Here is a 22,532-nt window from a genome sequence, read left to right on the forward strand (position 1 = left end):
TTGTTAGATTTTGTAGCAGAATCAAAAGCGATTATGTCCCTTGATTCTGCCCACTATTTTGTAGATTTGCATAGCCAAAAAGCCAAACTAGCCAAATTTCTTTTGCAACTCGTCCATTAGCTTTTTTGTCTCTTTTTGAGCGGCGATGATTTTTTTGGTAGTAGGGTCATTATCAAACAAAATGGGTGCGTTTATGATAGCTTGCGTTGTCCCTGCAAGCTGAATCATATCTGTAACGCTTTTTTGCTCATCTTTGTCCCATTGATGCACTTCATCGCCTTTTTTATCGATGAGATTTTCTACCAGATACATTGCCTCGCCAAATGCCTGCTCGATTTTCACCAAAGAAGCTTTTGTCTCTTGCGCCCTATCATATATTTGCACCCAAAGTAGCTTTTCTACCTCTAGACTCGCACAAACAGCCTCAACCGCAGTATGATAGCTCATCGCGTCATATTTTTTGCTCTCCGCAGATTTTGCCCACACTAGCGCAGCTACGGCGATGACAGGTGCGGCTACGATACCACCTAGCACAGCAGTCCCACCAGCCACACCTAGCCCACCAATAGCAGTAGCACCACCGCCTAGCCACGCCAAAGTCGCATTTGTAGCAGCTATGCCACTAAGAGAGCTTATCGCTGTGCCTGTGGAGGCTGTGGCTAGAAGCCCTACTGCACCATACGCACCAAACCCAGCCACAGCCCCAGCTAATCCACCACCGACAAGTCCGCCAAGTGCTTTTTGCAAATCAATAAGATTTTGCTTAGCTTCTTTAAATTTTGTCAAATCAAAATCTTTAAGAAACTCGCCTAAATCCTTTTGCTTTTCAATCTTTAATTTGTCGATAAGATTCAAATATCTAGGGAAAGTTTCCTCAATCACAAGTTTTTTATACTCTCCAAGTTCGGCGAATTTTTGCTCTGCTTCATTTTTGTGCTTTTTTAACTCTTTTTCGCTTGATTCATACTCCTCTTTTGCTTGCTCGTGCCAATATTCCGCCCTTTCTGAATCTTGATATGCGTCATAGGCTTTTTTTGCTCCAAAAATCGCAGACGCCCCAGCTACTAGTCCTATCCCAATCGGTATCAATGGTAATGCCATTTTAAACTCCTTTTATGTGTTTGTAATTTTCATTCTAAAATTTTCGCTAATGCCCTGTTGCTCTTGCAAAGCATTGCAACACTTCGCATTTAGCTTATAAAACTCCGCCTTTGATAAAATGCTAGAGAAATACTTCTCAAACATTTCATCTACCCTGCAAACTAATGGGCGCGTTTCATAGATTTTGCATTCATTTGTAGCCAAATCTAAATGCTTGCACACCCCATCTCCGCTGTGATACTCGCTTAGCTCCGCAATGTGTGCGATACTTTTGCAGCACGCCCCACATTTTGTGCATTCAAACGATTCTAGTTTGCCCTGTGCATTGTCTAACGCCTCTACTTTTTGCGCTTTTTTCAACGCCTGTGTTTCCCGTGCGTTTTGCAACGCTCTTGTTTTGTTTGCGTTGCTTAACGCTTTTGTTTCTTGTGCGTTGTCTAACGCTTGTTTGTTTCGTGTCTTTTCTAACTCCATTTTCCTCTTTATCCACACCCCCTAAATCTAAAATAAATATGCAAGTTTTTTTGCATTTGATATTAGACAAAAAAAAAAAAACGGATTTTAAATATAGGGGGGTTTAGCGTGGAGGTTTATGGATTTTGGTAAAACCATTTTGCATTGCGTGATAAGTTACGCAGTAGTTGGGTGATAGTTGCGCGGTAGTTGCGTGATAGTTGGTAGTCGTGTGCTAAGATTTTGGATTTATGCCACATTGAGAAAAAAATATTGAGCAAAAAATGACAACAAAAGGCAATAAATGCTACAAGTCAAAAATCTAAATGCTTCTTTTGGGGATTTTGCCCTGCAAAATATCAGCTTTAGCCTCGCAAAAAATGAGCGACTAGGCATACTAGGGGAGAGTGGCAGTGGCAAAAGCCTACTATCCCAAATCCTGCTAGGGCTAGCTAGCCCAGAGCGACTAAGCGGGGAAATCCTCTTTGAAAACAAAGCGATTTTAAGCAATGCTAATAACGCAAAATCTAGCGATTCTCTCTATGCCAAGGATTTGCAACTCATTCGTGGCGCACAAATCGCCTATATCCCCCAATCCCCCCTAAGCGCGCTAAATCCGCTCCACACCATACAAAAGCAAATAAGCGAAATGTTTATCCTGCATAAAGACAAAGTAGAAAATCTATCCAAAAAAGACATATCAAATCTAGTCGATAAAGCCCTGCATAGCGTGGGGCTAAAAAGTGAGCTAAAGATGCGCTTCCCTCATCAGCTAAGCGGGGGGCAAAGACAGAGGGCAATCATAGCTATGATGAGTGTGCTTAGCCCAAAGGTGCTTATCTGTGATGAGCCTACGACTGCGCTAGATGCGAGCATTCAAAAGCAGATTTTGGATTTGCTTTTGGGGCTTAAAAATGTCGCGCTGATAATGATTAGCCACGATTTGGGCGTGATAAGGTATTGCACGCAAAATCTAATCATCATAAAAGATGGACAGATACTACAACAGGGCAAAACAAACAAAATCATCTCTAGCGCGACAAATCCCCCGCAAACGATTTTAGCTACACAGTTAGCCACGCAGAGCCAAAACTCACAAGACAAAATCTCACAAAGCCAAAATTCACAAAGCAACACCACAAAATCTAGCCAAAATCACGCCTACACGCAAATGCTACTAAACGCCCTAAAACTTGATAAAAACACATCTATCCCGCAAAAAAAAGAAATCCTGCGACTAAGCAAGGTGGGAATCTGCTATGAAAAAAGGGCGTTTTTTTTGCGTAAAGATATTTTGGTTTTAAGCGGGGTGGATTTGGTGCTGTATCGTGGGGAGTGTCTAGGGATTATAGGGGAGAGTGGCAGTGGCAAATCTAGTCTAGCACTAGGCATACTAGGGCTTATCGCACATAGCGGGCAAATCGCTATAAAATCAAATCTTATGTCAAGCCTAGATTTAGGTGCTTTTTCAAACGATTTAGATTCTAGGCTAAAATCTAACGGGGAATCTAGCCTAGAATCTAGCCTAGTTTTGCCTCCCAAAAAGCGTGATAAATCCTTTTGCAATGCCGTGCAAATCGTCTTTCAAGACCCGCTAAATTCGCTAAATCCTAGATTTTGTGTGTTTGAGATTTTGCTAGAGGCATTGGGAGATGAAAACGCTTTGTGGGACAAAAACGGCGGCAAAAAGGACAAAAAAAACGCACAATCACAAAAAATAGCGCGTATCTTAGAGCTACTAAAAAGCGTGGGGCTTAATGAGGGGTTTTTGTATCGCTATCCAGAGAGCCTTAGCGGTGGGCAAGCCCAGCGTGTATCTATCGCCCGCGCCCTAGCCAAAAATCCTAAGATTTTGCTACTAGATGAGCCCACAAGCGCGCTAGATAAAAGCACGCAAAAAGAGATTTTGGGGCTACTTTTGGATTTGCAAAAAAAATATGGGCTAAGCTATGTGTTTATCAGCCACGATTTGGGTGTGATAGAGGCGATGTGCCATCGTGTGATAGTGCTAGCAAATAGCGCGAAGCTAGAGGATTTGCGTAGGTGTGAGGGCGGGGGAGAAGGCGAGATAGATGGCGTGAGTGGAGGGGGAAATATCGGTGGCGTGGTGGTGGAGAGTGGCAGTGTCGATGAGGTGTTTGCCTCGCCCAAAAGCGCATATACCAAATCCCTTTTGGAAGCGTATATTTAGTGTATATTTGAGGTTTGGACTGCATTAAGTGGATTTTCTTGTGTCAATGTGTGTCAATCCAAACACTCATCGTCATTGCGAGAAAATCCGCTAGGATTTTCTCGCAATGACGATGAGTGTTATGTCTGTCATTGAAAGCGGATTTGTCAAAATCCGCGTGGCAATATACAATCAAAAATTACAAAAAAAAAGCGTTATTTGACAATTTGCGCTTATAGATTGCCACGCGCAACAAGTTGCGCTCGCAATGACGGCGTGGCAATCTATCATCAAAAAATCACAAATATTTTGCAAAACCTAAGCCCGATAAAACCCACACTAAAGCGTAAGCAAAAACGCCTCTAGGGCTTCTATTTCCTCCACACTTAGTTTTAGCTCGCGTATCAGCGGGTCAAGTTTGGGGGCTAGATTGTCCCCACTTGCATCATAGCCGATAGAAAATCGCTTCGTATCCGCAAAAGGAAATGCCGCATCATAAAGATGAATAAGCCCGACTAAATTTGGCGAGATTCCATTATGCAGATATGGCGCGCTTTTGCCGACATTTACTAGGCTAGGCGTCCTAAAAGCCCCGCTATCAAGGGGATTTTGGCTTACCTCATATCGCCCCAAATCCTCTAGCCCCCTCCCATAAAACGCCACACCGATATTGTGAAACTTTTTATCACTCAAAATCGCTCCATAATGGCAATTCATACACTCACCCTTGTTGCGAAAAATATCTAGCCCAAAAAGCTCTTTATCGCTTAGCGCGCTATATTCGCCTTTTAAAAAGCGATTAAAGCGCGTATTTTGCGGGACTAGCGTGCGCTCATAAGTAGCGATTGCCTTTGTGATATTTTCGATAGTGATTAGGGATTTTGCGCGGGCGATATTTGCCCTGCTTAGAGGCTTTGCAGGGGTTTTTGTGGCAGATTTTGTGATGGTTTTTAGGGCGGATTTTGGGTTAGATTTTGTGCTAAAATCCCCTATCGCATTGTTGCTAGTGTCTTGACTAAAATCGATTTTGCTAGAATCCACCCTAGTGAGCTTATGAAACGCCTTGTTGCCAAATACCGCTTGGGCTTGGGCTTTGACTTCATCGCGCTTTAGCGGTGGGAGGTGGGATAGCTTTGAGTGGCTATCATCGGCGCTTTGTGGCATTATCTTGCCATCTCTTGTGGTTTTTGGCAGAGGGGTTTTGGATTCTTGTTTGATTTCATTGGCTAGATTTTTGACTTTAGAATCTAAGCTAGATTTTTGGCTAGATTTCCCGCTATCCAAATCCTGCGCGTTATCTCCAAAATCCTCTTGCAAATGCTCTTGCACAAATCTTTCATAATCCTCCCCCTTTGCTTCTTTGAAAGCATTAGGCTCGCTTAAAGCCCACGCCTTTTGTAGCTCACTATCCCCAAAGCTAGCGACAAATAGCGCGTAGTATTCGCTCGCTTCTTTGATAGATTTTTCGGCATTTTTTAGCGTGTTTGCCATTTCTACGGGGTCTATCATCGGTCCTAGTGCCTGCGCTTCTAGCCCCTGTGCTCTGCCGTCCCAAAAAAGCAATGGAAAAAACCCGCTCATCTCGATATTTGGCGCGTTTCTGCGCCCTTTTTGTCCATTATGCCCCATAGAGTTTGGCATTCCATCGCTATATCCTAGCTCTTTGTGATGACAGCTAGCACACGCAAATTGCCCGCTTTTAGACAATCTCGTGTCGTTAAATAGCTTTTCGCCTAGTGTTTTTTTGGGATAAGAGTATGGATTTTCGTTTGGAAATGGCGCGGTTTTTGGCAGGGGGGCAAACTCCTCCCATTCGCTCTCTACGCTTTTATCTAGCGTAGGTTTTGCCCACTGCTCCACAGGCTTGGCATACATAGCGCGGTATTTGGCATAGTCTATGCTAGGGCTTTGGGTGGTGCTTTTGGCATTTGCCTTTGCTAGCGCGACAAAGGCTACACACAGCACGATAACAACGGCGATTATGGATTCCATAGTGTGGTGCGTGAGGATTTCTCTAAGGCGTTTAAATGTGGTGTTTAGCATTTTTGTTGTTTGTTGCATTTTCTATCCTTTTGTGTGATTTGGTGTTGGGATTTGGTGTGATTGGCGTTGTTTTGTCATTGCAAGATTTTTTGCTAAATTTTGGCTAGATTTTCAAAAATCGCAAAAACTTGGTAATGCAAACTCTCATCGTCATTGCGAGAATCTGCGTTAGCAGATTCGTGGCAATCCACAAGCATAAATTTTTCAAAATAACGCTTTTTTTGTAATTTTTGGTTACAAATTGTCAAGCAATGTTTTTGTGGTTTTTGGTTGTAGATTGCCACGCGTTGCGTTGCAACGGTCGCAATGACGATAAATCTTGTCATACTGAGGGAGCGTAGCGACCGAAGTATCTCAAACGCAAAATCACAAGAGATATTTCGCTAACGCTCAATATGACAAACTATCCTATCATTGCGACCATTGCAATGAAATGTGTGTCAATGCGTTGTAGATTGCCACGCGTTGCGTTGCAACGCTCGCAATGACAACTGCGGAATCTAAAAAACCCACCCCCTTAATCCCCCTCCGCAAAGGGAGGGGGAATCTTTTCCGTCATTGCGAAAATTTGTGCAATATTTAGCCCAATAAGGAATGCCGTCATTGCGAGAAAATCCGCTAGGATTTTCGTGGCAATCTATGTCCACAAAATCACAAAAAAGCGTCATTTGGCGATTCTGTGTTTATAGCTTGCCACGATTCCGCTACGCGCAAAATCTCACAATGACGGCGTAGTATGGAGGGCGTGGTATGACAATATTAAACCAACTATGCTTTTTTGTCTATGCTTCCTTTTGTGCCTCCTTATTGATAGTTTGTTACAAGGTGTCAAAACTATGCAAAATCCCTAAAATTTATACCCCACTTGTGCCCAAAACTGCCTCCCTAGCGAATATCCTAGCACATAAGCATTGCTAGGCACGCCATAGAGTAGGACGCCATCTTCCCCGCTTAGAGTTACTAGATTTTTGCTCCCTAGCACATTATAAATATCAAAATTTGCATACAAAGTCTGCCCCTTATACAAATCTATCTCAAATCCCAAACGCATATCCCAATTAAAAACATTGCCAAGTGTCGCTGTGCTGTATTCATTGCATACATTTCTATTATTCGCATTGCACGATGGTGCGGGCAGTGAGTTTATATCCTGCCCAAGTTTGCTTAGCACCACTCTTTCATACTTGCCACGCCAGCTAAAAAAGTTATTCCACAGCCATTTTGTGCGCCATAGATTAAATGTATGCGTGGTGTTTAGCTTTAGCGTTAGAGGTTGGTTGTATTTTTGGGCGGGCATATTGCCATAAGTGGTAAGAGTGCCATTCCACACCACATTATCTTTTAGATTATAATCCGCGCTATGAGTGTTAAAATTGCGCGAAGTGTTGTTCCAATCTAGCGCAAAAAGATAAAAATGCTTTACCCCATAAGTGTCTAGCGGAATGCTATTTTGCAGTATAAAACTAACAATATCACTTTTGCTTTTTCCATCGTTGCTAAACTCATAATTAGCCGTGTTTGCATCGATAGCTTTTTGGATAATTTGTTTTTTGCCATCTCTGCGAATGTATTTGATAGTCGCGCTAAAACTCCCTAGATTTTGGGTAATGCTTCCCATTAGCTCATCATCATAAGGCACTTCTAAATCTTGCAATTTTGTCCTACCAGCTCCCACCGTTCCGTTGCTAAAATTGCCAGCAGTATAGTTAATGCCATTGTTACAAGCTATGCTAGAAGCGGGTCCCACTAGCTCATTCCACGCGTCATTGATATTGCACCTCCACAATGCGACACGATTATTCACCGTATCTGCATAAAATCGATATGTAAGCAAGTTGCGCGAATAGTAGCGATTTACCCCAAAAGTAAATGTGGATTGATAGTCTTTGGGTGCGGGGGTAATGTAGCTTAGCGAAAATCTAGGGGCGATTTTGTGCTTACCCATATAGTCATCGCCATCTAGCCTTAGCCCAAATCTAGCTTTTAGCTCTCCCCCCTGTCTATCTCTACCTATATCTAGGCTAGCACTATCCTCTGCATATAGCGCGTAAGTTAGCGTGCTAAACGCCGTTTTTCCCGCTTTTATCATTCCCATTGTGTAGTATCCCGCTGTTTCGGTAGCGGAGATGACACCAAAGCTATCGGGCAAACCATTCCATACATCGCCATTTACAAGTGTATGGGGTCCCCCTTGAATACCATTTTGAATAACGCCCGGAGGATAAACATACATAAGCGAATTTTCAGGGCGATTTCTCGTAGCGTCCTGCCATATAAACTCACCCCCTACACGAAAGATTTGACTAAACATATCAGTCCTCAAAGTATCAAAACTAAAATCACTTTTTAGGGTTATGTTGTTTTGAGTTTGATTGACAGAGCCTACTTGCCCTTCATATTGTGAGGTTAAGCGCGTGTAATAATTCACATCGCTTTTGCGAGAATTTTCTAAGCGCGAGTAGCTTAAAGTGTTGCTCCATAGCCCCATAGGAGTTTGCCATAACGCTTTTGCGCCCGTTTGGATTCCTCCTCCTTTCATCGTATAGCCTGAATTTTTATAGTTTGGCATAAAGTAGCGATTATTTTGAGGCATATACGCAAAGCTGTATTCTAAAGTAAGATTTTCTAGCGGATTATAAAAAAGTTTGGCATAGTAGTTGTCGCTTATGCGATATTGCGGAGTTTTTTCATCGACTTGTTGTGGGGAATTTTCGCCATAAGTGTTTGTTGTGTCTATGTATGAGCGCACGGTGGAATAGCTTGCGATTAGCCCTAGATTTTTGGTTATCCACCCTTCCAAACTTGCCCGCACAATGTGTTTGTAAAAGTCTTTTTGATAGTTTTCATTGCTTTGTCCGCCATTGGTGCTGATGATAGAATCTGCGGGCAAATCATAAACCTTAGTCATTCCCCCCTGTGTGTGCTGATAGCTGATATTTGCGTGCCAACCATTTGTGATTCCTTTGTCAAGTCGTGGCTTGCGGATATTTGCCTCCACCACTCCCCCGCTAAACCTCCCATACGCAGCACTTACATTGCTATCTAGCACGGTGATAGAATCTAGCAGGCTTGTATCGACATTTAGCCCTTGAGATTGTGAGCCTCTAAGCCTAGAATTGCTATTTGCCGAGCTGCCTGCGGGGTCGATTTCATTGCTCATCTCAAAACCATCTAGCAAAAAACTATTTTGATAGGGAAGCCCCCCGCTTATGCTTACATTTGCAGGATTTACCTCGCCTGCTTTGTTTGAAGTGTTAGAGGGATTATTGCTTACCACATTTGGTAGGACTTTGAGTGCGGAGATTATATCGCCATTGCCCGCAGGGAGCGAGTCTAGAAGCTTTCTATCCACACTACCTGCTTGAGAGGCAAAATCCTGCTCCTTATACCCTGTGGCTACGACTCTCTCTAGCATTTTTTCTTGGATATTTTTGTCATTTTGGGTGGAATCTACACTATGGTTTTGACTAGAATCTATTGGGGGGGGGGTGATATAATGCTAGGTTTTTCATCGCCAAAAGCGTTGTTTAGCATAAATAAGGTAGTTAGTGTAAAAAACGAATATAAGTGGGATTTTGCGGATAGATTTTGTGGTAGTTTTTGTGCTAGATTTTGTGGTAAATTTTGGGGGGCATTTAGGCAAGTTTTTGCGTAAGATTTTTGTGCATAAGATTTTGGGCAGAATTTTGTGTGTAGCATAGAAAAACTCCTAGTTTTTAAGTTTTTATATATGAGAAGCAAAATCGAAATAATACATTATTTTTGCAAAAATATCGCCAAAAAATTAAGAATGTTATCATTCTCAAAATCTACGCATAATGAGAATCACTCAAAAGAGCATAAACAAGGGATTTTCAATGGGATTTATAAAGATTGTAGAATATTTAGAGATGGATTTTGGTAGGTTTTGGCAAGGGGGTTTTATGACTTTTAAAAAGCATTTTTGCATAAAGCCATTTACTTTTTGCTACATTTTTTCTATCTTGTGGGGATTATTTTGTTGTGGAGATTATTTTGTGGGGGGATTATGTATTGGGGTTGTTTTATGTGGGTTATTTTTTTGGGTTATTTCTTGTGGGTTATTTTGTGATTGCCACGCGGATTTTGACAAATCCGCTTTCAATTACAATGAATACTTGTCATATTGAGCGAAGCGAAATATCTCTACTTGTTGTTTTTTGCGTTTGAGATACTTCGGTCGCTCCGCTCCCTCAGTATGACAAGATTTGCCGTCATCGCGAGAATCTGCGTTAGCAGATTCGTGGCAATCCACAATCTCAAATTGCCACGCAATGTTTTTGTGGTTTTTTATTGTAGATTGCCACGCCGTCATTGCGAGCGTTAGATTTTTGTAAAATCTAACGCGTGGCAATCTATAAGTATCAATTTTTCAAAATAACGCTTTTTTTGTAATTTTTGACTATAAATTGCTAAGTAATGTTTTTGTATTGTCTGGTTATAGATTGCCACGCGTTGCGTTGCAACGCTCGCAATGACGCCCACCCCCTAGCCCCCTCGTGCTAAGGGAGGGGGGATTTTTGGATTGCCACGATTTTTGCGATTTTTTGACAAAGCCACAAAATCTTGCAATGACAGAGATTCCCCCTCCCCTGTGGAGTTGCAATTTTTTCTTTTTCCCTCCACAAATTATCAAAATGCGGCGGAGGGGGCTAGTGGGTGGTTTTTTTGTCATATTGAGCGAAGCGAAATATCTCTCTTGTTTTCTTGCGTTTGAGATACTTCAGTGTGCCAAACCTAAGTATGACAAGATTTGCCGTCATTGCGAGAATCTGCGTTAGCAGATTCGTGGCAATCTATAAGTATCACTTTTTCAAAATAACGCTTTTTTGGTAATTTTTGGTTGTATATTGCCACGCGGATTTTGACAAATCCGCTTTCAATGACAGACATACCACGCCGTCATTGCGAGCGCAACTTGTTGCGCGTGGCAATCTATAAGTATAAAATTTTCAAAATAACGCTTTTTTTGTAGTTTTTGATTATAAATTGCTAAGTAATGTTTTTGTATTGTCTGGTTATAGATTGCCACGCGTTGCGTTGCAACGCTCGCAATGACGCCCACCCCCTAGCCCCCTCGTGCTAAGGGAGGGGAATTTTTGGCTTGCCACGATTTAGATTTTATCAACACAAAAACTAATAGACAAAAAAACGCAAAATCTAAAACAAAATCCACACAAAATCTAACCAAAAACGAAGCAAAATCCAAAATCTAACGATGACAAAATGGCAAATCACAGCTTATACCCGATTTGGAGGTAAAAGCTAGCTCCGGGGACTATGTAGTTGTCGTAGTAGCGGTTGTTTGTCATATTTAGAAATTGCGCGGACAAATCGATGCCATTTCTAAAAGCATAGCCTAGTTTGGCATTGAGTGTGAATTGTTCATCGTAGCTACCAAATACCCCCCAAATGCGAGAATTTATATCATCATAAAAAAACGCGCTTGTATAGTGAGCCCACAAAGAGCCATAGATTCCGTAGTTTGGCGCGTAGTTTAGAGAGAAATTTGCGCTGTGCTTGGGGATAGCGGGGAATTGATTACCTTTGGTGCTAGGTTTTGCGCTATTGCCTTGCGTGTTGGTTAGAAACTCGGTGTTTGTGAGCGTGTAGTTTGCGCCGAAGTTTAGTGCGCTATATATGGGTAGCTCTAGGGCGTATTCTATGCCGTTGATTCTAGCTCTGCCCGCGTTTTCGCGCTTGTATGGAGCAGCACTAGAGCCATCGCCTGCTTGGTATATCATATCAAACATTTCTATGTTGTAAAAATATAGGCTTGTATTTATCCACTTGCTTTTGTATTCTGCGCCGATTTCAAAGCTGATTGCCTGCTCGTGTTTTAGATTTGGGTTGTGCGCTCGCTGCTCGCCATTTGCGCTGAAGTTGAAAAAATATTTTTCTCTCATCGTAGCCATTCTAAACCCATATCCCACGCTTGTTTTTAGCATAAGGCTTTGAGGGTATTTGGTATCATAAGCAAAAGTGTCTAGTGGCGTGTAGTGCAGGGCTAGATTTGGGCTAAATACAGGCAAGTAAGTGGGGCTAAAATCTCTGTTAAATTCTTTTTGATTAGGATTTTCTTTGTCCTCTATGTAGTTATTGAAATTTACCCAATTATCAAACCTACCCGCAAGGCTAGAGCCAAATGTCCCATATTTGCTAGAATCTACCCAAGTAGAATTTAGCGCGCCATAGATAGACGCCACAAAGGCTTCTCCGCCGTATTTGTTGAAATAATCATAGCGCGTGGTAGAATCGCGCCAATTTGTGAGCTTTGGCGTGGTCTGGGCTATGCGGTGGTAGCGTAGCTGTGCGCCTAGTGTAAATTTTTGCGTGTCATAGTGAAAATCCTCATAGATAATGTCTAAATAATTGTTGCTTGTGTCGATGTCCTGCCCCCTGCCTTGCCCGCTATAAAAGTCTGGTTTTGGCGTAGCTTTGGAGTCCGCATCTTGCCATTTGCTAAGTAAATTTAGACTAGAAGCCTGCACGCGTAGCACGCCATCATCAAAGCTATGGAGGTAGTTTAGACTGCCTAATATATGCGAATAAGTCCCTAGCCCTGTCTGCCCCGCACCGATAAATTTATTTTCACCATTTACCAAAAAAGTAGGATTCCCGCTAGAATCTTTTAAGTAGGTTTTGTAGTTTTTGGTGTCGTAGTTGTGGTTTGAAAACCTAAATGTCGCGCTTATCTCATCTCGCTCCCCTAGCTCATAGCTAGCCTTTACCCCTATGTCATAGATATTTACATCTCTCTCGCCATTTGTGCCTAGTATATATCGCCCTCTTTTGTCTGGCTCTGCTCCGCTAACGCCGTTATTTGGTGCGCTATTTAGATACGCAGGGGAGTTGGCGTAGGACTCCATCCGTCTAAATCCGCCGTGTATTTTTACCTTTAGTCTTTTGTCCAAAAACGCATTTCCTACGCTTAAATATGCGCTTGCCGCGTGTCTATCCGCCTCCCCATCGACAAACGCGCTTCCATAGCCTGCATTTGCTTTGATTTCTAGCTTTTTTGGCATAGAGGTGATGAAATTTATCGCGCCACCTATCGCACCCGTGCCATATACCGCAGAGGACGCCCCTCTAGCGATTTCTACGCGCTCCACTTCGTTTAGAAAGATTTGGTTTAGGATTCTAGCTTCGCCCTCCAAATCGCTTAAAATCACGCCATCTAGCAGCACTAGCGTGCCGTAGTTGATACCACGGATTTTCACTTTTGGGCGGGGATTGAAGCTGGTGTTGTTGTCGATATGCACGCCTGCTTGGGTGGAGATGATGTCTGTGATTTTGGTATTTGGCGCGGAGGCTATGGATTTTGCCGTGATGATGGAGACATTGCCCGGGATAGTGGCTATATCGCTTTGGAGTGCCGTGCCTGTGGTAACGACTCTATCTAGCTCTTTTGTCTCAAATGGCTTTTGCTGTGTGGTTTGGGTGTGGGTTTTTGTCGTTGGCGTGGTTTGTGTGGGCGTTGTTTGCGTGGTGGTGGGGTTTTGTGTTGTCATCTCGGGGGGATTTTGCGGGGTGAATTCTTGTGGATTTGGTTCTTGTTGATTTTGTTCTTGTGAGACATTTTGCAAAGATTTTTCCAAAGATTCTTGCAAAGATTCGTGTGGCAAATCCTGCGCTTGCGGTGCGGAGTCTTGTAGATTTTGCAGATGTTTGGTGTCGTTTTCCTGTGCTAGATTTTGTGGATTGTTTGGCTCGCCGTAGAGATAGCTAGCGGTCAAAACGCTTAAAATTATGGGGATTTTTGGCATTTTTGTCTTGCTAGAATTTGGGGGGAGGGTTTTAGATAAAAATAGCGTGGAATGTCTAGTTTGTCTATGGTTCATTTGGATTCCTTTGTGTAGATTTTGTGTATATTTTGATTAGATTGCGCTTTGTCGCAAATGCTTGCAAATATCGCAAAAATGCTTTGTCTTGCTTTTGTAAAAACAAGAAACTTTATCAGTGTAGCCAATGATTTTACATTTTGATAGAAATTTGCAAAATCAAAACTAACTTTTTGCAAAAATTTACGAAATTACACAATTTTTGTTGCTTGATTTTGGGTTTAGTGATTTTCGCTGTTATTTTTGCGTGGCATTGTATGTTATTTTTTCTTAAAAGCAACTTAGTTGCAAATAAAAAATAAAGTTGCTTAAAATCGTGCAAAAATTGCAAAAATCTAAAAAACGCAACTCATTGTAGCAAGTTTTTATTTGTTTTAGTATTACCATATAATTTTTGTTAATATTTGTGTTAAGATTTTGTGGCTAGAATAAACGCATTTTTAGCGAGATTTTAGGGGATTTTTAGATTTTGCGCTGATTTTTGCGCGTGTTTTGTGTATTTTGCATTTTATAAAAATAGCCTAAAATCTAAAAACAAAAACATTATCAAACCATTATAAAAACGAATATGCAAACGAAGCAAAAAAGGGGCAAAATGAGCAGATTTAGCGAGCTGTGGAAAAGGGCTTTTAAAATCATCGTCATATTTGTAGTCGCACTTTTGGCATTGTCTTTGGGACTGCTTGTTTGCACTTATTTTGCTTGCAAGGATTTGGATACAAATGCAAACAAAGATTTTGCTAATAATCAAAACACTACCCCCCAAAAAACCCTCAATATCGCATACCGCGAAAATGTCGGTGCGCTAAACCCGCAAGGCTACAACAAAAACGCGATGTTTGCGCAAAATCTGCTCTATGAGGGCTTGGTGCGCGTGGGTAAAAATGGCGAGATTATCCCATCTCTTGCGACTTCGTGGAGCGTGGATAAAGATGGGCAAATCTACACTTTTAGCTTGCGTGAGGGCGTGCGGTTTTCAAATGGTGAGGCGTTTAACGCCGATGCGGTGGTGCTAAATTTCACTTCAATCCTAAAAAACCGCGCACGGCATTCGTGGAGTGGGCTAGCCCGCCACATAGAGCGCGTAGAAAAGATTGATGACTACGGCGTGCGCCTAATTTTAGATACCCCATACACGCCCACGCTAAATGAGCTAGCGTTGGTGCGCCCCTTTCGCTTCCTTGCCCCTAGCGCGTTCCCGCCTGATTTGGATTTGGTAGCGCATAATCCACAGCCCATCGGCACGGGCGCGTATATGCTTATAGAATCAAAGCTCGGGGCGTTTGATGTGTTTGCCAAAAATCCGCATTATTGGGACGCGCAAAGGTTGCAAGAAAGGGGCGGATTTTATTATGATTTTGTGCGTATCAAGGTGATTTTTGAGCCCACTTCTAAGCTCACGGCGTTGCGCGCGGGGCAGGTGGATATGCTCTATGGGTATGATGAGATTCCCACGCGCATTTTCCAAGAGGCGATGGGGGAATCTATGGCGGAGGCAGACAATGCGAAAAATGCGCAAAACACGCCCGCAATCAAGGCGTATTTGGGTGGGGAGGCATTTGCCCTAAGCCTAATGCTAAACTCTACGCGTCTAGATTCTAAAATCCGCGAAGCAATCGCGCTCTCAATCGATAAGCAAAAAGCCATAAACGCCGTGTATGGCGAGCTAGCAAGCCCTGCAAAATCGATTTTCCTCTACACAGATTTTGTGCCATTGCCAAAATCCACCAATCTAACCCCCGACCAATACACCCAAAACCTGCAAAAAGCCCGTGAGATTCTCGCAACTCTTGGCTATACAGAGGCAAATCCGCTACGATTAGAGCTGCTTTTTGCAGGGGATAAACCTAGCCAAAAAATGCTCTCCCAAATCCTCCAATCCCAGCTAAAGCAGGCAAATATCGCGCTCTCTTTGCGTGCGCTAGAGCCTAGTATGCTCCAAAATCGCAAGAAAAATGGCGAGTTTGATATAGTCTTTAGCGAGTCGTGGGGCGCGCCCTATGAGCCGCTTTCAATGCTCTTTTCCTACACCACGCCCACAGGGCACGGGGATTTTATCGCTCAAAGTGGTTTGAAAAACAAGCGTGAGATAGACGCGCTTATCTTGCAGATTGTAGCCCAGCCAAACGCGCAAAAAGCGCAGATTTTGGCACATAGGGCGTTAGATTTGCTTTTGCAAAGTGGCGTGTATATCCCGCTTGTTATCGAGCGCAACAAAGCGATTGCGCGCCCACAGATTAAGGGCGTGGAGGGCATTAGCGGGCTAAGCTATGAGATTCCAATATGGGAGTTTTGGGAGTAGTTTTGTGCTTGTGGATTGCCACGCTCTGCAAGCACGGCTCGCAATGACAAAAATCCATACTTAAACATAAGCAAAATATCTTTATCACTGCTTCTTGCATTTGAGGTATTTCGCGCGATTTTTAGTATGATGATAAAAGGGGCGGGGCGACAAGGTAGCGCGCGAGAATCTATAAATGAGAATCTATAAATCTATCAAAAAGCTATACTAGCCTAGTGTATATTCAAAATAGCTCACTATGCGAGCCAATCGCAAGGCAAGTAAGAATCAACACCTGCTCTTCTTTTTTGTAAATAAGCAAAAGATTTGGCTTTATGTGGCACTCTCTATATCCCTCATATTGCCCGCTTAGCTTATGGTCTTTGTGTCTTGGCTCTAGCATTTCGTCATTTGCAAGTTTTGTGATGATAGATTTTGCCAATGCCAAACTATCCGCGTCATTTTTTAGCTTTTTTAGCCCTTTTTTGAAATCTTTAGAATATTTCACTTCATAAATCATTTCAAAATATCCTCAAACATTTCATCTACGCTTTTGTAGGATTTGTATTTATGCGGATTTTTTTGCATATCTTGTGCCTCTTTTAGCCAAGATGGCACTTTCTCTCTATCGCTAATGCGGACTTTTGCCTTTGTGAGTTTGGCTATGCTTTTGATGATTTTTGCTAGCTCTTTGTCGGCGTTTTCTATGGTAAGCGTCATTTGCTATCCTTTAGGTTTGAAAGATTGATGCGCGATTATAGCAGATTCTAGCGATTTTGTCATTGTTAGTAGATTTGCCAAATCTGCGTGGCAATCTAAGCGGCAATCTAATGTGATTTTGCCATTTTTGTCATTGCAAGCGGTTTTACCAAAATCCATAAACCTTCGCGCTAAACCCCCCTATATTTAAAATCCGTTTTTTTTTTGTCTAATATCAAATGCAAAAAAACTTGCATATTTTATTTTTAGATTTAGGGGGTGTGGATAAAGAGGAAATACAAGCAATAAAAAGCGGAGTTTTATAAGCTAAATGCGAAATGTTGCAATGCTTTGCAAGAGCAACAGGGCATTAGCGAAAATTTTAGAATGAAAATTACATAAAAAAGGAGTTTAAACAAAATGGAATTACCATCATTAGTGAGAATATTAAAGCTTTTCTACGCGCTTTTCAAAAAAAAGCCAAAAATCATATTTTTGACAGGCGAAACGGGCGTGGGCAAAGATACGGTAAAAGAGATTTTGCAAAATGCGGATTTTATAGAAAAACACATAGCAACACCTAAAGTGGATAAAGGCAAAAAAGACATTTGGTGCGGATATTATGTCCAAATCCAAAACACAGGTGGAGCAGATATGCAATCAAGCCACAACAATGATGCACGCAGAGAGTTGAGAGAATTGAAAAAATTGGGGAGTGAAATATATTATGTCTATGTTTTTGATGCTAATCAATATTTTAGCGTATCCAAAGAGACTATCCACCGTGGACTACAAACTGCCAAAAAGTTTGCAACAAGCGAGGGCTTTGAGCTTAGAATCATCGGCACACATAGAGATAAGGCACAAAAATATGAAAGCAAGATGAATGACTTAAGCAATGAATTGCGTGGCAAATATGGTAAATGTGAAATCTATGATTTAACCCAAGCAAAAATGCAGGGCAAACAAATGCAACAAAAACTTTCTAATTTTATCATAAAGGAGTAGTGATGATAACAGCGACCGTGCAAGGCAAAAGCCAAGAAAACAACCGCAAACATATCAGCGCGCAAGATGGGCAAATCATCACGGGCAAAAAGGAGGAGGAGCAAGTAACACAGCTTTATAGGGATTGTGATAGTGTGAATTTGGAATCTGATGAGTTATATTGCAAACTTAAAAACGGCAAGTTTTTTTGTGCTTTGTATCACCCCGAAAATGATGATATAGGGCGGAGGCGAATCGCGCTAATCGTGTGGGACAAGGACACTTCAGACGAAATGATACAACATACGCTTGAAGTGATGGGGCTTGAATATGAACGATTTAAGAAACTAGAGCAAGAATATAAGCAAAAAAAAGCACTTGTCGCAATAGGTATCATAGCTTTGGTAGGGTTTGGTATCTATCTGTTAGCTAAAAACTAAGGAGTTAAAATGACAACATTACCAAACGAAATATTTATCGTTGATAGTCAGCTAAGAAGCGACATAAGGGACAATCCGCACTATGAGGATTTGGCAAGTGGATTTGAGCTAGTGGAGATTGGCGAGATACAAAAATCAAATGGCTTGAAGGTAAAAGATGGTGGTAGGCAAGTGGATTTGAGTGAATATAACAAAAAAGGGCATTTGGTGCAAAGTGAGTTTTATCTAAATAGGTATTATCCGCTTTTTGATTATGTAAAAAATGCGCACCACGAGCTTGCCGCACTTATGAATCATCTTTGTAATTTTATGAGCGATAATGTCAAATTTGAATGCCAAATCTGTGAGGAGAGTTTAGCTATCGCCCAAAGTAGCAATACACTAAATGTAAGTGGGGGCGGTAAGTCTAAGGCTTTGGAAAGTAATGCTAAATACACCTCAAAAGAGTCTCAACATACAAGTAGTGAAAATTGGCAATCGATTACATTTGGTGCAGAAGTCAGTAACGCCAAAAAAACACCAAAAGAGCTTAATGATTATATCGAGCAAAATCATATCAATCTAGACGCCCTACCTGCTTCGTTTAGGATTTTGGTTGAGACTTATTTGGATAGCCCAAATGCTAAACTTAAAGGCTATGAAAGCCAAATAGACACGCTAGCGCAAGCAAGCAAATATGTGCAAAAATGTAAAAATTTTTGTGGTAAGGCAAGCTATTTGGGTATATTTAAGGCAGATTTTGGTGTGGATTTTAGCGGTGAAGAAAATGATTCTCTCAAGGTAAAAACCAAAATCAGACATAGTGTGAAATTTGAATAAATAGCAATATTTAAGGGCTAAAATCTATAATTAGATTTTAGCGCAAAATCTAGCTTACTAATCCTGCGATTATGCAATCTAAATATGCGGTTTAATGCCTTGTTTAGATTTTGTATCGCTAGATTTTGCAAAATCTATATGAAAACTATCTGCTTGCATTTGATTTAAATTCTATTTACTACACAAAAACTACATATTTACTCGATTTTTTACACATTTTTGTAACAAAGTCTTAATACAAATTAACAAACTATGTCTATAATTTTGCCTCTTTTAATAGCTTTTTTTTGATTTTTGCAAAATCAAATGCTTAAAAAACGGGGCGCGATGACAAAATTCCTAAAAAATATCACTTCTTTGTATGTCGATGGGTTTAGAAATATGACGCTAGGTAGAGTGCTGTGGGCGGTGATAGCTATAAAGCTCATCATAATGTTTGGTGTGCTTAAAGTCTTTGTCTATGACACTTCGCTATCTCATCTAGGCACAAGCGAGGCAAAATCACAATTTGTGCTAGGAAATCTCACGCGCCCTGCCTTAGATTTTAAAGCAGATTTTAAAGCAGATTTTAAACCCACCGCAGAGAATCTCACTCACAATGCTAGCGATGCTAGTCAAAGTCCTTTGCAAAGCGAAGCAAAATCTAGCACCACCGCGCACGAATACACCGCGCACAAATACACAAATCCCGCAAATCCCACACATAAGGAGTAAATATGGAATTAAGTATTGATTGGAGTAGGGCGCAGTTTGGACTAACAGCGATTTATCACTTTTTGTTTGTCCCGCTGACTTTGGGGCTTAGCTTCATCGTGGCGATTATGGAGAGTATCTATGTCAAAAGTGGCGATGAAAAATGGCTAAAAATCACCAAATTTTGGCTCACCCTTTTTGGGGTAAATTTCGCTATCGGTGTCGCCACAGGCATTATAATGGAATTTGAGTTTGGCACAAATTGGGCAAATTATAGTTGGTTTGTGGGCGATATTTTTGGCGCACCGCTTGCCATTGAGGGCATCATCGCGTTTTTCTTAGAAGCGACATTTTTTGCGGTGATGTTTTTTGGGTGGAATCGCGTCTCAAAGCGATTTCACCTGCTCTCATCGTGGCTTGTTGCGATTGGGAGCAATCTCTCTGCGTTTTGGATACTCGTGGCAAATGGCTGGATGCAATACCCTATCGGCACGATATTTAACCCCGATAGCGCGCGAAATGAAATGAGTAGCGTGCTAGAGGTGATTCTCTCCCCTGTGGCTGTGGCGAAATTCCTCCACACTATCGCAAGCGGCTATGTGATTTCCGCGCTCTTTGTGATGGGGATAAGCGCGTGGTTTTTACTGCGTGGGAGGCATATTTGGGAGGCGAAGCGTTCGCTCATAGTTGGGGCTAGCTTTGGGCTTCTCACTTCGATTTTTCTCTTTTTTAGTGGCGATGAGAGTGCCTATCAGGTTACCCAAAAGCAACCGATGAAACTCGCTGCAATGGAGGGAATCTATGATGGAGAGCATAGAGCGGGGCTTGTGGCATTTGGCATACTCAACCCAAATAAAAAGCTAGGCGATGATGAGCCGACATTTTTGTTTGATTTTACTATCCCCTACGCGCTCTCTATTCTTGGCACGAGGGATAGTGGAGGGTTTATCCCGGGGATAAATGATTTAGTCTTTGGCAATGAGGAAAAAAATATCCCATCTCTAGATTCTAAAATCGCCTCTGGCAAGCTAGCCGTGCAAGCCCTAAAATCCTACAAAGAAGCAAAAGAGCAAAATAACGCACAAGCTATGGAGGAGCAAAAATCTATCCTGCAAGCAAATATGAGCAACTTTGGCTATGGCTATTTAGAATCAAAAGAGAAGGCTGTGCCACCTGTGGCGATAACTTTTTATAGCTTTCATTTGATGGTGGCGTTAGGGAGCGCGTTTTTTGTGCTTTTTATCGTGGTGCTTTATCTTTCTATGGCAAATGATGTGCAGAAGTTTAGGAAGATTTTGTGGTGTTGCGTGGTGGCGATACCATTTGGCTATATCGCAGCAGAGGCAGGCTGGATAGTCGCAGAGGTGGGCAGACAGCCGTGGGCGATACAGGATTTGATGCCTGTGCATATCGCTGCGACAAACCTCTCGCACACCAACATTCAAATTTCGTTTTTCTTATTTTTGTTTTTATTTACCGCGCTCTTGCTTGCGGAGCTTGGCATTATGAAAAAAACCATAAGCAAAGGATTTTAGATGTTTTTTGGATTAGAATTAGCGCATTTGCAGGTGTATTGGTGGGTGTTGGAGAGTTTGCTAGGCGGGCTTTTGGTGTTTATGTTTTTTGTGCAAGGCGGGCAGGGGCTTATCGATAGGCTTTCAAGCGATGAGAGCGAAAAATCCCTGCTTATCAACACTTTGGGCAAAAAATGGGAGCTAGGATTTACCACTTTGGTGCTTTTTGGCGGGGCGGCGTTTGCGGCGTTTCCGCTCTTTTATGCTACGAGCTTTGGTGGGGCGTATTGGGTGTGGCTTGCGATTTTATTTTGCTTTATTTTGCAAGCGGTGAGCTATGAATACCGCAAAAAAGAGGGGAATCTACTTGGGGCGAAAACCTATGAAGTGTTTTTGAAAATCAACGGGATTTTGGGCGTGTTTCTTATCGGAGTGGCGGTTAGCACATTTTTTAGCGGTTCGTATTTTACGCTAGATTCTAGAAATTTTGTAGAGTGGCAGAGTGAGTGGCGCGGGCTAGAGGCGTTGGCAAATCCGTTTAATTATTTGCTAGGATTTGCGCTTGTTTTTTTAAGCAGGATTTTAGCGGATAGCTATTTCATAAACGCCATCGCAAATGACAATATCGTGCGTAAATCACGCAAAGATATAGTAGTAAATACGGCGTTATTTTTGCCATTTTTTCTTGGATTTTTAGCGTGGATTTGCGTGAAAGAGGGCTTTGGCGTGGGGGAGAGTGGCGAAGTGGCAATGGTAGAAAACCTCTACTTGCAGAGCTTTTTGCAAAATCCATTGATTTTAGCGTTGCTTCTTATAGGCGTTGTGTGCGTGCTGGTGGGAATCTTTTTTAGCATTAAAGGCACAAGGGGGATTTTTGCTTTGGGGGTTGGCGTGGTGTGCGCGGTGATGGCGGTGTTTTTAAATGTAGGCTTGGGGGAGAGTGCGTTTTATCCTAGTTTAAGCGATTTGCAAAGCTCGCTTACTATCGCAAACGCAAGCTCAAGCTACTACACGCTAAGCGTGATGAGCTATGTAAGCCTCACAATCCCCTTTGTGCTAGGCTATATCGTGCTTGTGTGGCGCAAAATGGATAGCAAAAAAATGGAGTTAAGCGATTTAGATTCGCATTCGTATTAGGTTTTATGGTGCAATCTTGTAAATCGCGCGCGCTAGTTTGCGGGAATCTTGTGCGAAATTGTTTTTAATCTTGTCTATGATTTTGCATATTAGATTTTGCTAGTTTGTTTGAAATTTTATAAAAAGGAGCGTGAAATGCTATGGTCGTTATTTTTGATATGTTTTTGGCCCCTAGTCATCTTTTTGGCGTATAAATTTATCGGGCTAAATGTCAATGAGCTAGATAGACGCGGGGAATAGTCGCTAAAATCCCATTTTTGCGTCATTTTTCGCGCTTTTTCGCCCCATTTTTTGCGATATTTTTTTTGCATTATGTGAGTTTTGCATTATTGTGGT

26 protein-coding genes are annotated in these 22,532 nt (G+C 41.9%); 11 read left to right on the forward strand and 15 right to left on the reverse strand.

Annotated features, from left to right (window positions below):
* Positions 1-87 precede the first annotated feature (87 nt).
* Both ACWIUO_RS06610 and ACWIUO_RS06615 read right to left on the reverse strand, forming a co-directional pair.
* Positions 88-1,101: a hypothetical protein gene (locus ACWIUO_RS06610; RefSeq protein WP_454177118.1), complete on the reverse strand. Its 1,014-nt coding sequence runs from the start codon at positions 1,099-1,101 to the stop codon at positions 88-90.
* Positions 1,102-1,113: 12 nt separating this feature from the next.
* Entirely contained in the window at positions 1,114-1,575 is a 462-nt protein-coding gene (locus ACWIUO_RS06615; protein WP_454177119.1) for a YkgJ family cysteine cluster protein, read from the reverse strand.
* A 283-nt stretch (positions 1,576-1,858) separates the two neighbouring features.
* On the opposite strand from ACWIUO_RS06615, the gene ACWIUO_RS06620 reads away from it, so the two are divergent.
* Positions 1,859-3,745, forward strand: coding sequence for an ATP-binding cassette domain-containing protein (locus ACWIUO_RS06620; RefSeq protein WP_454177120.1), 1,887 nt, complete (start codon positions 1,859-1,861; stop codon positions 3,743-3,745).
* Between the two features lie 43 nt (positions 3,746-3,788).
* Here ACWIUO_RS06620 and ACWIUO_RS06625 read toward each other — a convergent pair whose 3' ends face one another.
* Positions 3,789-3,920: a hypothetical protein gene (locus ACWIUO_RS06625; protein WP_454177121.1), complete on the reverse strand. Its 132-nt coding sequence runs from the start codon at positions 3,918-3,920 to the stop codon at positions 3,789-3,791.
* A 23-nt stretch (positions 3,921-3,943) separates the two neighbouring features.
* Here ACWIUO_RS06625 and ACWIUO_RS06630 point away from each other — a divergent pair, with 23 nt between their 5' ends.
* Positions 3,944-4,090: a hypothetical protein gene (locus ACWIUO_RS06630; RefSeq protein ID WP_454177122.1), complete on the forward strand. Its 147-nt coding sequence runs from the start codon at positions 3,944-3,946 to the stop codon at positions 4,088-4,090.
* On the opposite strand, the gene ACWIUO_RS06635 is transcribed toward ACWIUO_RS06630, so the two are convergent.
* From ACWIUO_RS06635 to ACWIUO_RS06655, 5 genes are all read right to left on the reverse strand, one after another.
* Entirely contained in the window at positions 4,064-5,785 is a 1,722-nt protein-coding gene (locus tag ACWIUO_RS06635) for a cytochrome-c peroxidase (protein WP_454177123.1), read from the reverse strand. The two genes, ACWIUO_RS06630 and ACWIUO_RS06635, sit on opposite strands and share 27 nt — an antisense overlap.
* Positions 5,786-5,859: 74 nt before the next feature.
* Positions 5,860-6,093: a hypothetical protein gene (locus ACWIUO_RS06640; RefSeq protein ID WP_454177124.1), complete on the reverse strand. Its 234-nt coding sequence runs from the start codon at positions 6,091-6,093 to the stop codon at positions 5,860-5,862.
* Between the two features lie 174 nt (positions 6,094-6,267).
* Positions 6,268-6,435 carry a hypothetical protein gene (locus ACWIUO_RS06645; RefSeq protein WP_454177125.1) on the reverse strand — a complete coding sequence of 56 codons (168 nt, stop codon included), beginning with the start codon at positions 6,433-6,435 and terminating at the stop codon, positions 6,268-6,270.
* A gap of 179 nt (positions 6,436-6,614) precedes the next feature.
* Entirely contained in the window at positions 6,615-9,182 is a 2,568-nt protein-coding gene (locus ACWIUO_RS06650; protein ID WP_454177126.1) for a TonB-dependent receptor plug domain-containing protein, read from the reverse strand.
* A gap of 59 nt (positions 9,183-9,241) precedes the next feature.
* Entirely contained in the window at positions 9,242-9,466 is a 225-nt protein-coding gene (locus tag ACWIUO_RS06655; protein WP_454177127.1) for a hypothetical protein, read from the reverse strand.
* Between the two features lie 158 nt (positions 9,467-9,624).
* Between ACWIUO_RS06655 and ACWIUO_RS06660 the strand changes: the two genes are divergently transcribed.
* Positions 9,625-9,915 carry a hypothetical protein gene (locus tag ACWIUO_RS06660; protein ID WP_454177128.1) on the forward strand — a complete coding sequence of 97 codons (291 nt, stop codon included), beginning with the start codon at positions 9,625-9,627 and terminating at the stop codon, positions 9,913-9,915.
* On the opposite strand, the gene ACWIUO_RS06665 is transcribed toward ACWIUO_RS06660, so the two are convergent.
* The 4 genes from ACWIUO_RS06665 to ACWIUO_RS06680 form a co-directional block, all read right to left on the reverse strand.
* Complete coding sequence (locus ACWIUO_RS06665) at positions 9,891-10,100, reverse strand: hypothetical protein (protein ID WP_454177129.1); 210 nt, start codon at positions 10,098-10,100, stop codon at positions 9,891-9,893. The genes ACWIUO_RS06660 and ACWIUO_RS06665 overlap by 25 nt on opposite strands.
* A gap of 123 nt (positions 10,101-10,223) precedes the next feature.
* Positions 10,224-10,391, reverse strand: coding sequence for a hypothetical protein (locus tag ACWIUO_RS06670; protein ID WP_454177130.1), 168 nt, complete (start codon positions 10,389-10,391; stop codon positions 10,224-10,226).
* Between the two features lie 131 nt (positions 10,392-10,522).
* On the reverse strand, positions 10,523-10,678 hold the full coding sequence (locus tag ACWIUO_RS06675) for a hypothetical protein (RefSeq protein ID WP_454177131.1): 156 nt from the start codon (positions 10,676-10,678) through the stop codon (positions 10,523-10,525).
* Positions 10,679-11,019: 341 nt separating this feature from the next.
* The gene (locus tag ACWIUO_RS06680; protein ID WP_454177132.1) at positions 11,020-13,626 is read right to left on the reverse strand and encodes a TonB-dependent receptor; all 2,607 of its coding nucleotides are present in this window, start codon (positions 13,624-13,626) and stop codon (positions 11,020-11,022) included.
* Between the two features lie 595 nt (positions 13,627-14,221).
* Here ACWIUO_RS06680 and ACWIUO_RS06685 point away from each other — a divergent pair.
* Positions 14,222-15,928, forward strand: coding sequence for an ABC transporter substrate-binding protein (locus ACWIUO_RS06685; protein ID WP_454177133.1), 1,707 nt, complete (start codon positions 14,222-14,224; stop codon positions 15,926-15,928).
* 15 nt (positions 15,929-15,943) lie between these two features.
* Positions 15,944-16,117: a hypothetical protein gene (locus ACWIUO_RS06690; RefSeq protein ID WP_454177134.1), complete on the forward strand. Its 174-nt coding sequence runs from the start codon at positions 15,944-15,946 to the stop codon at positions 16,115-16,117.
* A 34-nt stretch (positions 16,118-16,151) separates the two neighbouring features.
* Here ACWIUO_RS06690 and ACWIUO_RS06695 read toward each other — a convergent pair whose 3' ends face one another.
* From ACWIUO_RS06695 to ACWIUO_RS06705, 3 genes are read right to left on the reverse strand one after another with little or no spacing between them, the layout of a single operon-like run.
* On the reverse strand, positions 16,152-16,427 hold the full coding sequence (locus ACWIUO_RS06695; RefSeq protein WP_454177135.1) for a type II toxin-antitoxin system YafQ family toxin: 276 nt from the start codon (positions 16,425-16,427) through the stop codon (positions 16,152-16,154).
* Positions 16,424-16,627, reverse strand: a complete 204-nt coding sequence (locus tag ACWIUO_RS06700) for a hypothetical protein (protein WP_454177136.1) — start codon at positions 16,625-16,627, stop codon at positions 16,424-16,426. Before ACWIUO_RS06700 ends, ACWIUO_RS06695 begins: the two co-directional genes overlap by 4 nt.
* Before the next feature lie 3 nt (positions 16,628-16,630).
* The gene (locus tag ACWIUO_RS06705; RefSeq protein WP_454177137.1) at positions 16,631-16,786 is read right to left on the reverse strand and encodes a hypothetical protein; all 156 of its coding nucleotides are present in this window, start codon (positions 16,784-16,786) and stop codon (positions 16,631-16,633) included.
* A gap of 240 nt (positions 16,787-17,026) precedes the next feature.
* On the opposite strand from ACWIUO_RS06705, the gene ACWIUO_RS06710 reads away from it, so the two are divergent.
* From ACWIUO_RS06710 to ACWIUO_RS06735, 6 genes are all read left to right on the forward strand, one after another.
* Positions 17,027-17,614, forward strand: a complete 588-nt coding sequence (locus tag ACWIUO_RS06710; protein WP_454177138.1) for a hypothetical protein — start codon at positions 17,027-17,029, stop codon at positions 17,612-17,614.
* Positions 17,615-17,616: 2 nt separating this feature from the next.
* On the forward strand, positions 17,617-18,033 hold the full coding sequence (locus ACWIUO_RS06715; protein WP_454177139.1) for a hypothetical protein: 417 nt from the start codon (positions 17,617-17,619) through the stop codon (positions 18,031-18,033).
* Between the two features lie 9 nt (positions 18,034-18,042).
* A complete protein-coding gene (locus ACWIUO_RS06720) occupies positions 18,043-18,852 on the forward strand; it encodes a hypothetical protein (protein ID WP_454177140.1) in 810 nt (269 codons plus the stop codon).
* Between the two features lie 327 nt (positions 18,853-19,179).
* Complete coding sequence (locus ACWIUO_RS06725) at positions 19,180-19,566, forward strand: DUF4492 domain-containing protein (protein ID WP_454177141.1); 387 nt, start codon at positions 19,180-19,182, stop codon at positions 19,564-19,566.
* A gap of 2 nt (positions 19,567-19,568) precedes the next feature.
* Positions 19,569-21,080, forward strand: a complete 1,512-nt coding sequence (locus tag ACWIUO_RS06730; protein WP_454177142.1) for a cytochrome ubiquinol oxidase subunit I — start codon at positions 19,569-19,571, stop codon at positions 21,078-21,080.
* Positions 21,081-22,196, forward strand: a complete 1,116-nt coding sequence (locus ACWIUO_RS06735) for a cytochrome d ubiquinol oxidase subunit II (protein ID WP_454177143.1) — start codon at positions 21,081-21,083, stop codon at positions 22,194-22,196.
* Positions 22,197-22,532 lie beyond the last annotated feature (336 nt).

It is taken from the genome of Helicobacter sp. T3_23-1056 (assembly GCF_053654535.1).

What these genes read in the sequence shown, in the direction of transcription:
- ACWIUO_RS06635 (WP_454177123.1), bottom strand. Translation starts at nt 5,785, where the DNA reads ATGCAACAAACAACAAAAATGCTAAACACCACATTTAAACGCCTTAGA.
- ACWIUO_RS06715 (WP_454177139.1), top strand. Translation starts at nt 17,617, where the DNA reads ATGATAACAGCGACCGTGCAAGGCAAAAGCCAAGAAAACAACCGCAAA.
- ACWIUO_RS06720 (WP_454177140.1), top strand. Translation starts at nt 18,043, where the DNA reads ATGACAACATTACCAAACGAAATATTTATCGTTGATAGTCAGCTAAGA.
- ACWIUO_RS06685 (WP_454177133.1), top strand. Translation starts at nt 14,222, where the DNA reads ATGAGCAGATTTAGCGAGCTGTGGAAAAGGGCTTTTAAAATCATCGTC.
- ACWIUO_RS06700 (WP_454177136.1), bottom strand. Translation starts at nt 16,627, where the DNA reads ATGACGCTTACCATAGAAAACGCCGACAAAGAGCTAGCAAAAATCATC.
- ACWIUO_RS06655 (WP_454177127.1), bottom strand. Translation starts at nt 9,466, where the DNA reads ATGCTACACACAAAATTCTGCCCAAAATCTTATGCACAAAAATCTTAC.
- ACWIUO_RS06645 (WP_454177125.1), bottom strand. Translation starts at nt 6,435, where the DNA reads ATGACGCTTTTTTGTGATTTTGTGGACATAGATTGCCACGAAAATCCT.
- ACWIUO_RS06660 (WP_454177128.1), top strand. Translation starts at nt 9,625, where the DNA reads ATGGGATTTATAAAGATTGTAGAATATTTAGAGATGGATTTTGGTAGG.
- ACWIUO_RS06725 (WP_454177141.1), top strand. Translation starts at nt 19,180, where the DNA reads ATGACAAAATTCCTAAAAAATATCACTTCTTTGTATGTCGATGGGTTT.
- ACWIUO_RS06705 (WP_454177137.1), bottom strand. Translation starts at nt 16,786, where the DNA reads ATGGATTTTGGTAAAACCGCTTGCAATGACAAAAATGGCAAAATCACA.
- ACWIUO_RS06735 (WP_454177143.1), top strand. Translation starts at nt 21,081, where the DNA reads ATGTTTTTTGGATTAGAATTAGCGCATTTGCAGGTGTATTGGTGGGTG.
- ACWIUO_RS06615 (WP_454177119.1), bottom strand. Translation starts at nt 1,575, where the DNA reads ATGGAGTTAGAAAAGACACGAAACAAACAAGCGTTAGACAACGCACAA.
- ACWIUO_RS06680 (WP_454177132.1), bottom strand. Translation starts at nt 13,626, where the DNA reads ATGAACCATAGACAAACTAGACATTCCACGCTATTTTTATCTAAAACC.
- ACWIUO_RS06620 (WP_454177120.1), top strand. Translation starts at nt 1,859, where the DNA reads ATGCTACAAGTCAAAAATCTAAATGCTTCTTTTGGGGATTTTGCCCTG.
- ACWIUO_RS06610 (WP_454177118.1), bottom strand. Translation starts at nt 1,101, where the DNA reads ATGGCATTACCATTGATACCGATTGGGATAGGACTAGTAGCTGGGGCG.
- ACWIUO_RS06650 (WP_454177126.1), bottom strand. Translation starts at nt 9,182, where the DNA reads ATGCTAGAGAGAGTCGTAGCCACAGGGTATAAGGAGCAGGATTTTGCC.
- ACWIUO_RS06710 (WP_454177138.1), top strand. Translation starts at nt 17,027, where the DNA reads ATGGAATTACCATCATTAGTGAGAATATTAAAGCTTTTCTACGCGCTT.
- ACWIUO_RS06665 (WP_454177129.1), bottom strand. Translation starts at nt 10,100, where the DNA reads ATGACGGCGTGGCAATCTACAATAAAAAACCACAAAAACATTGCGTGG.
- ACWIUO_RS06675 (WP_454177131.1), bottom strand. Translation starts at nt 10,678, where the DNA reads ATGTCTGTCATTGAAAGCGGATTTGTCAAAATCCGCGTGGCAATATAC.
- ACWIUO_RS06640 (WP_454177124.1), bottom strand. Translation starts at nt 6,093, where the DNA reads ATGACAAGATTTATCGTCATTGCGACCGTTGCAACGCAACGCGTGGCA.
- ACWIUO_RS06695 (WP_454177135.1), bottom strand. Translation starts at nt 16,427, where the DNA reads ATGATTTATGAAGTGAAATATTCTAAAGATTTCAAAAAAGGGCTAAAA.
- ACWIUO_RS06730 (WP_454177142.1), top strand. Translation starts at nt 19,569, where the DNA reads ATGGAATTAAGTATTGATTGGAGTAGGGCGCAGTTTGGACTAACAGCG.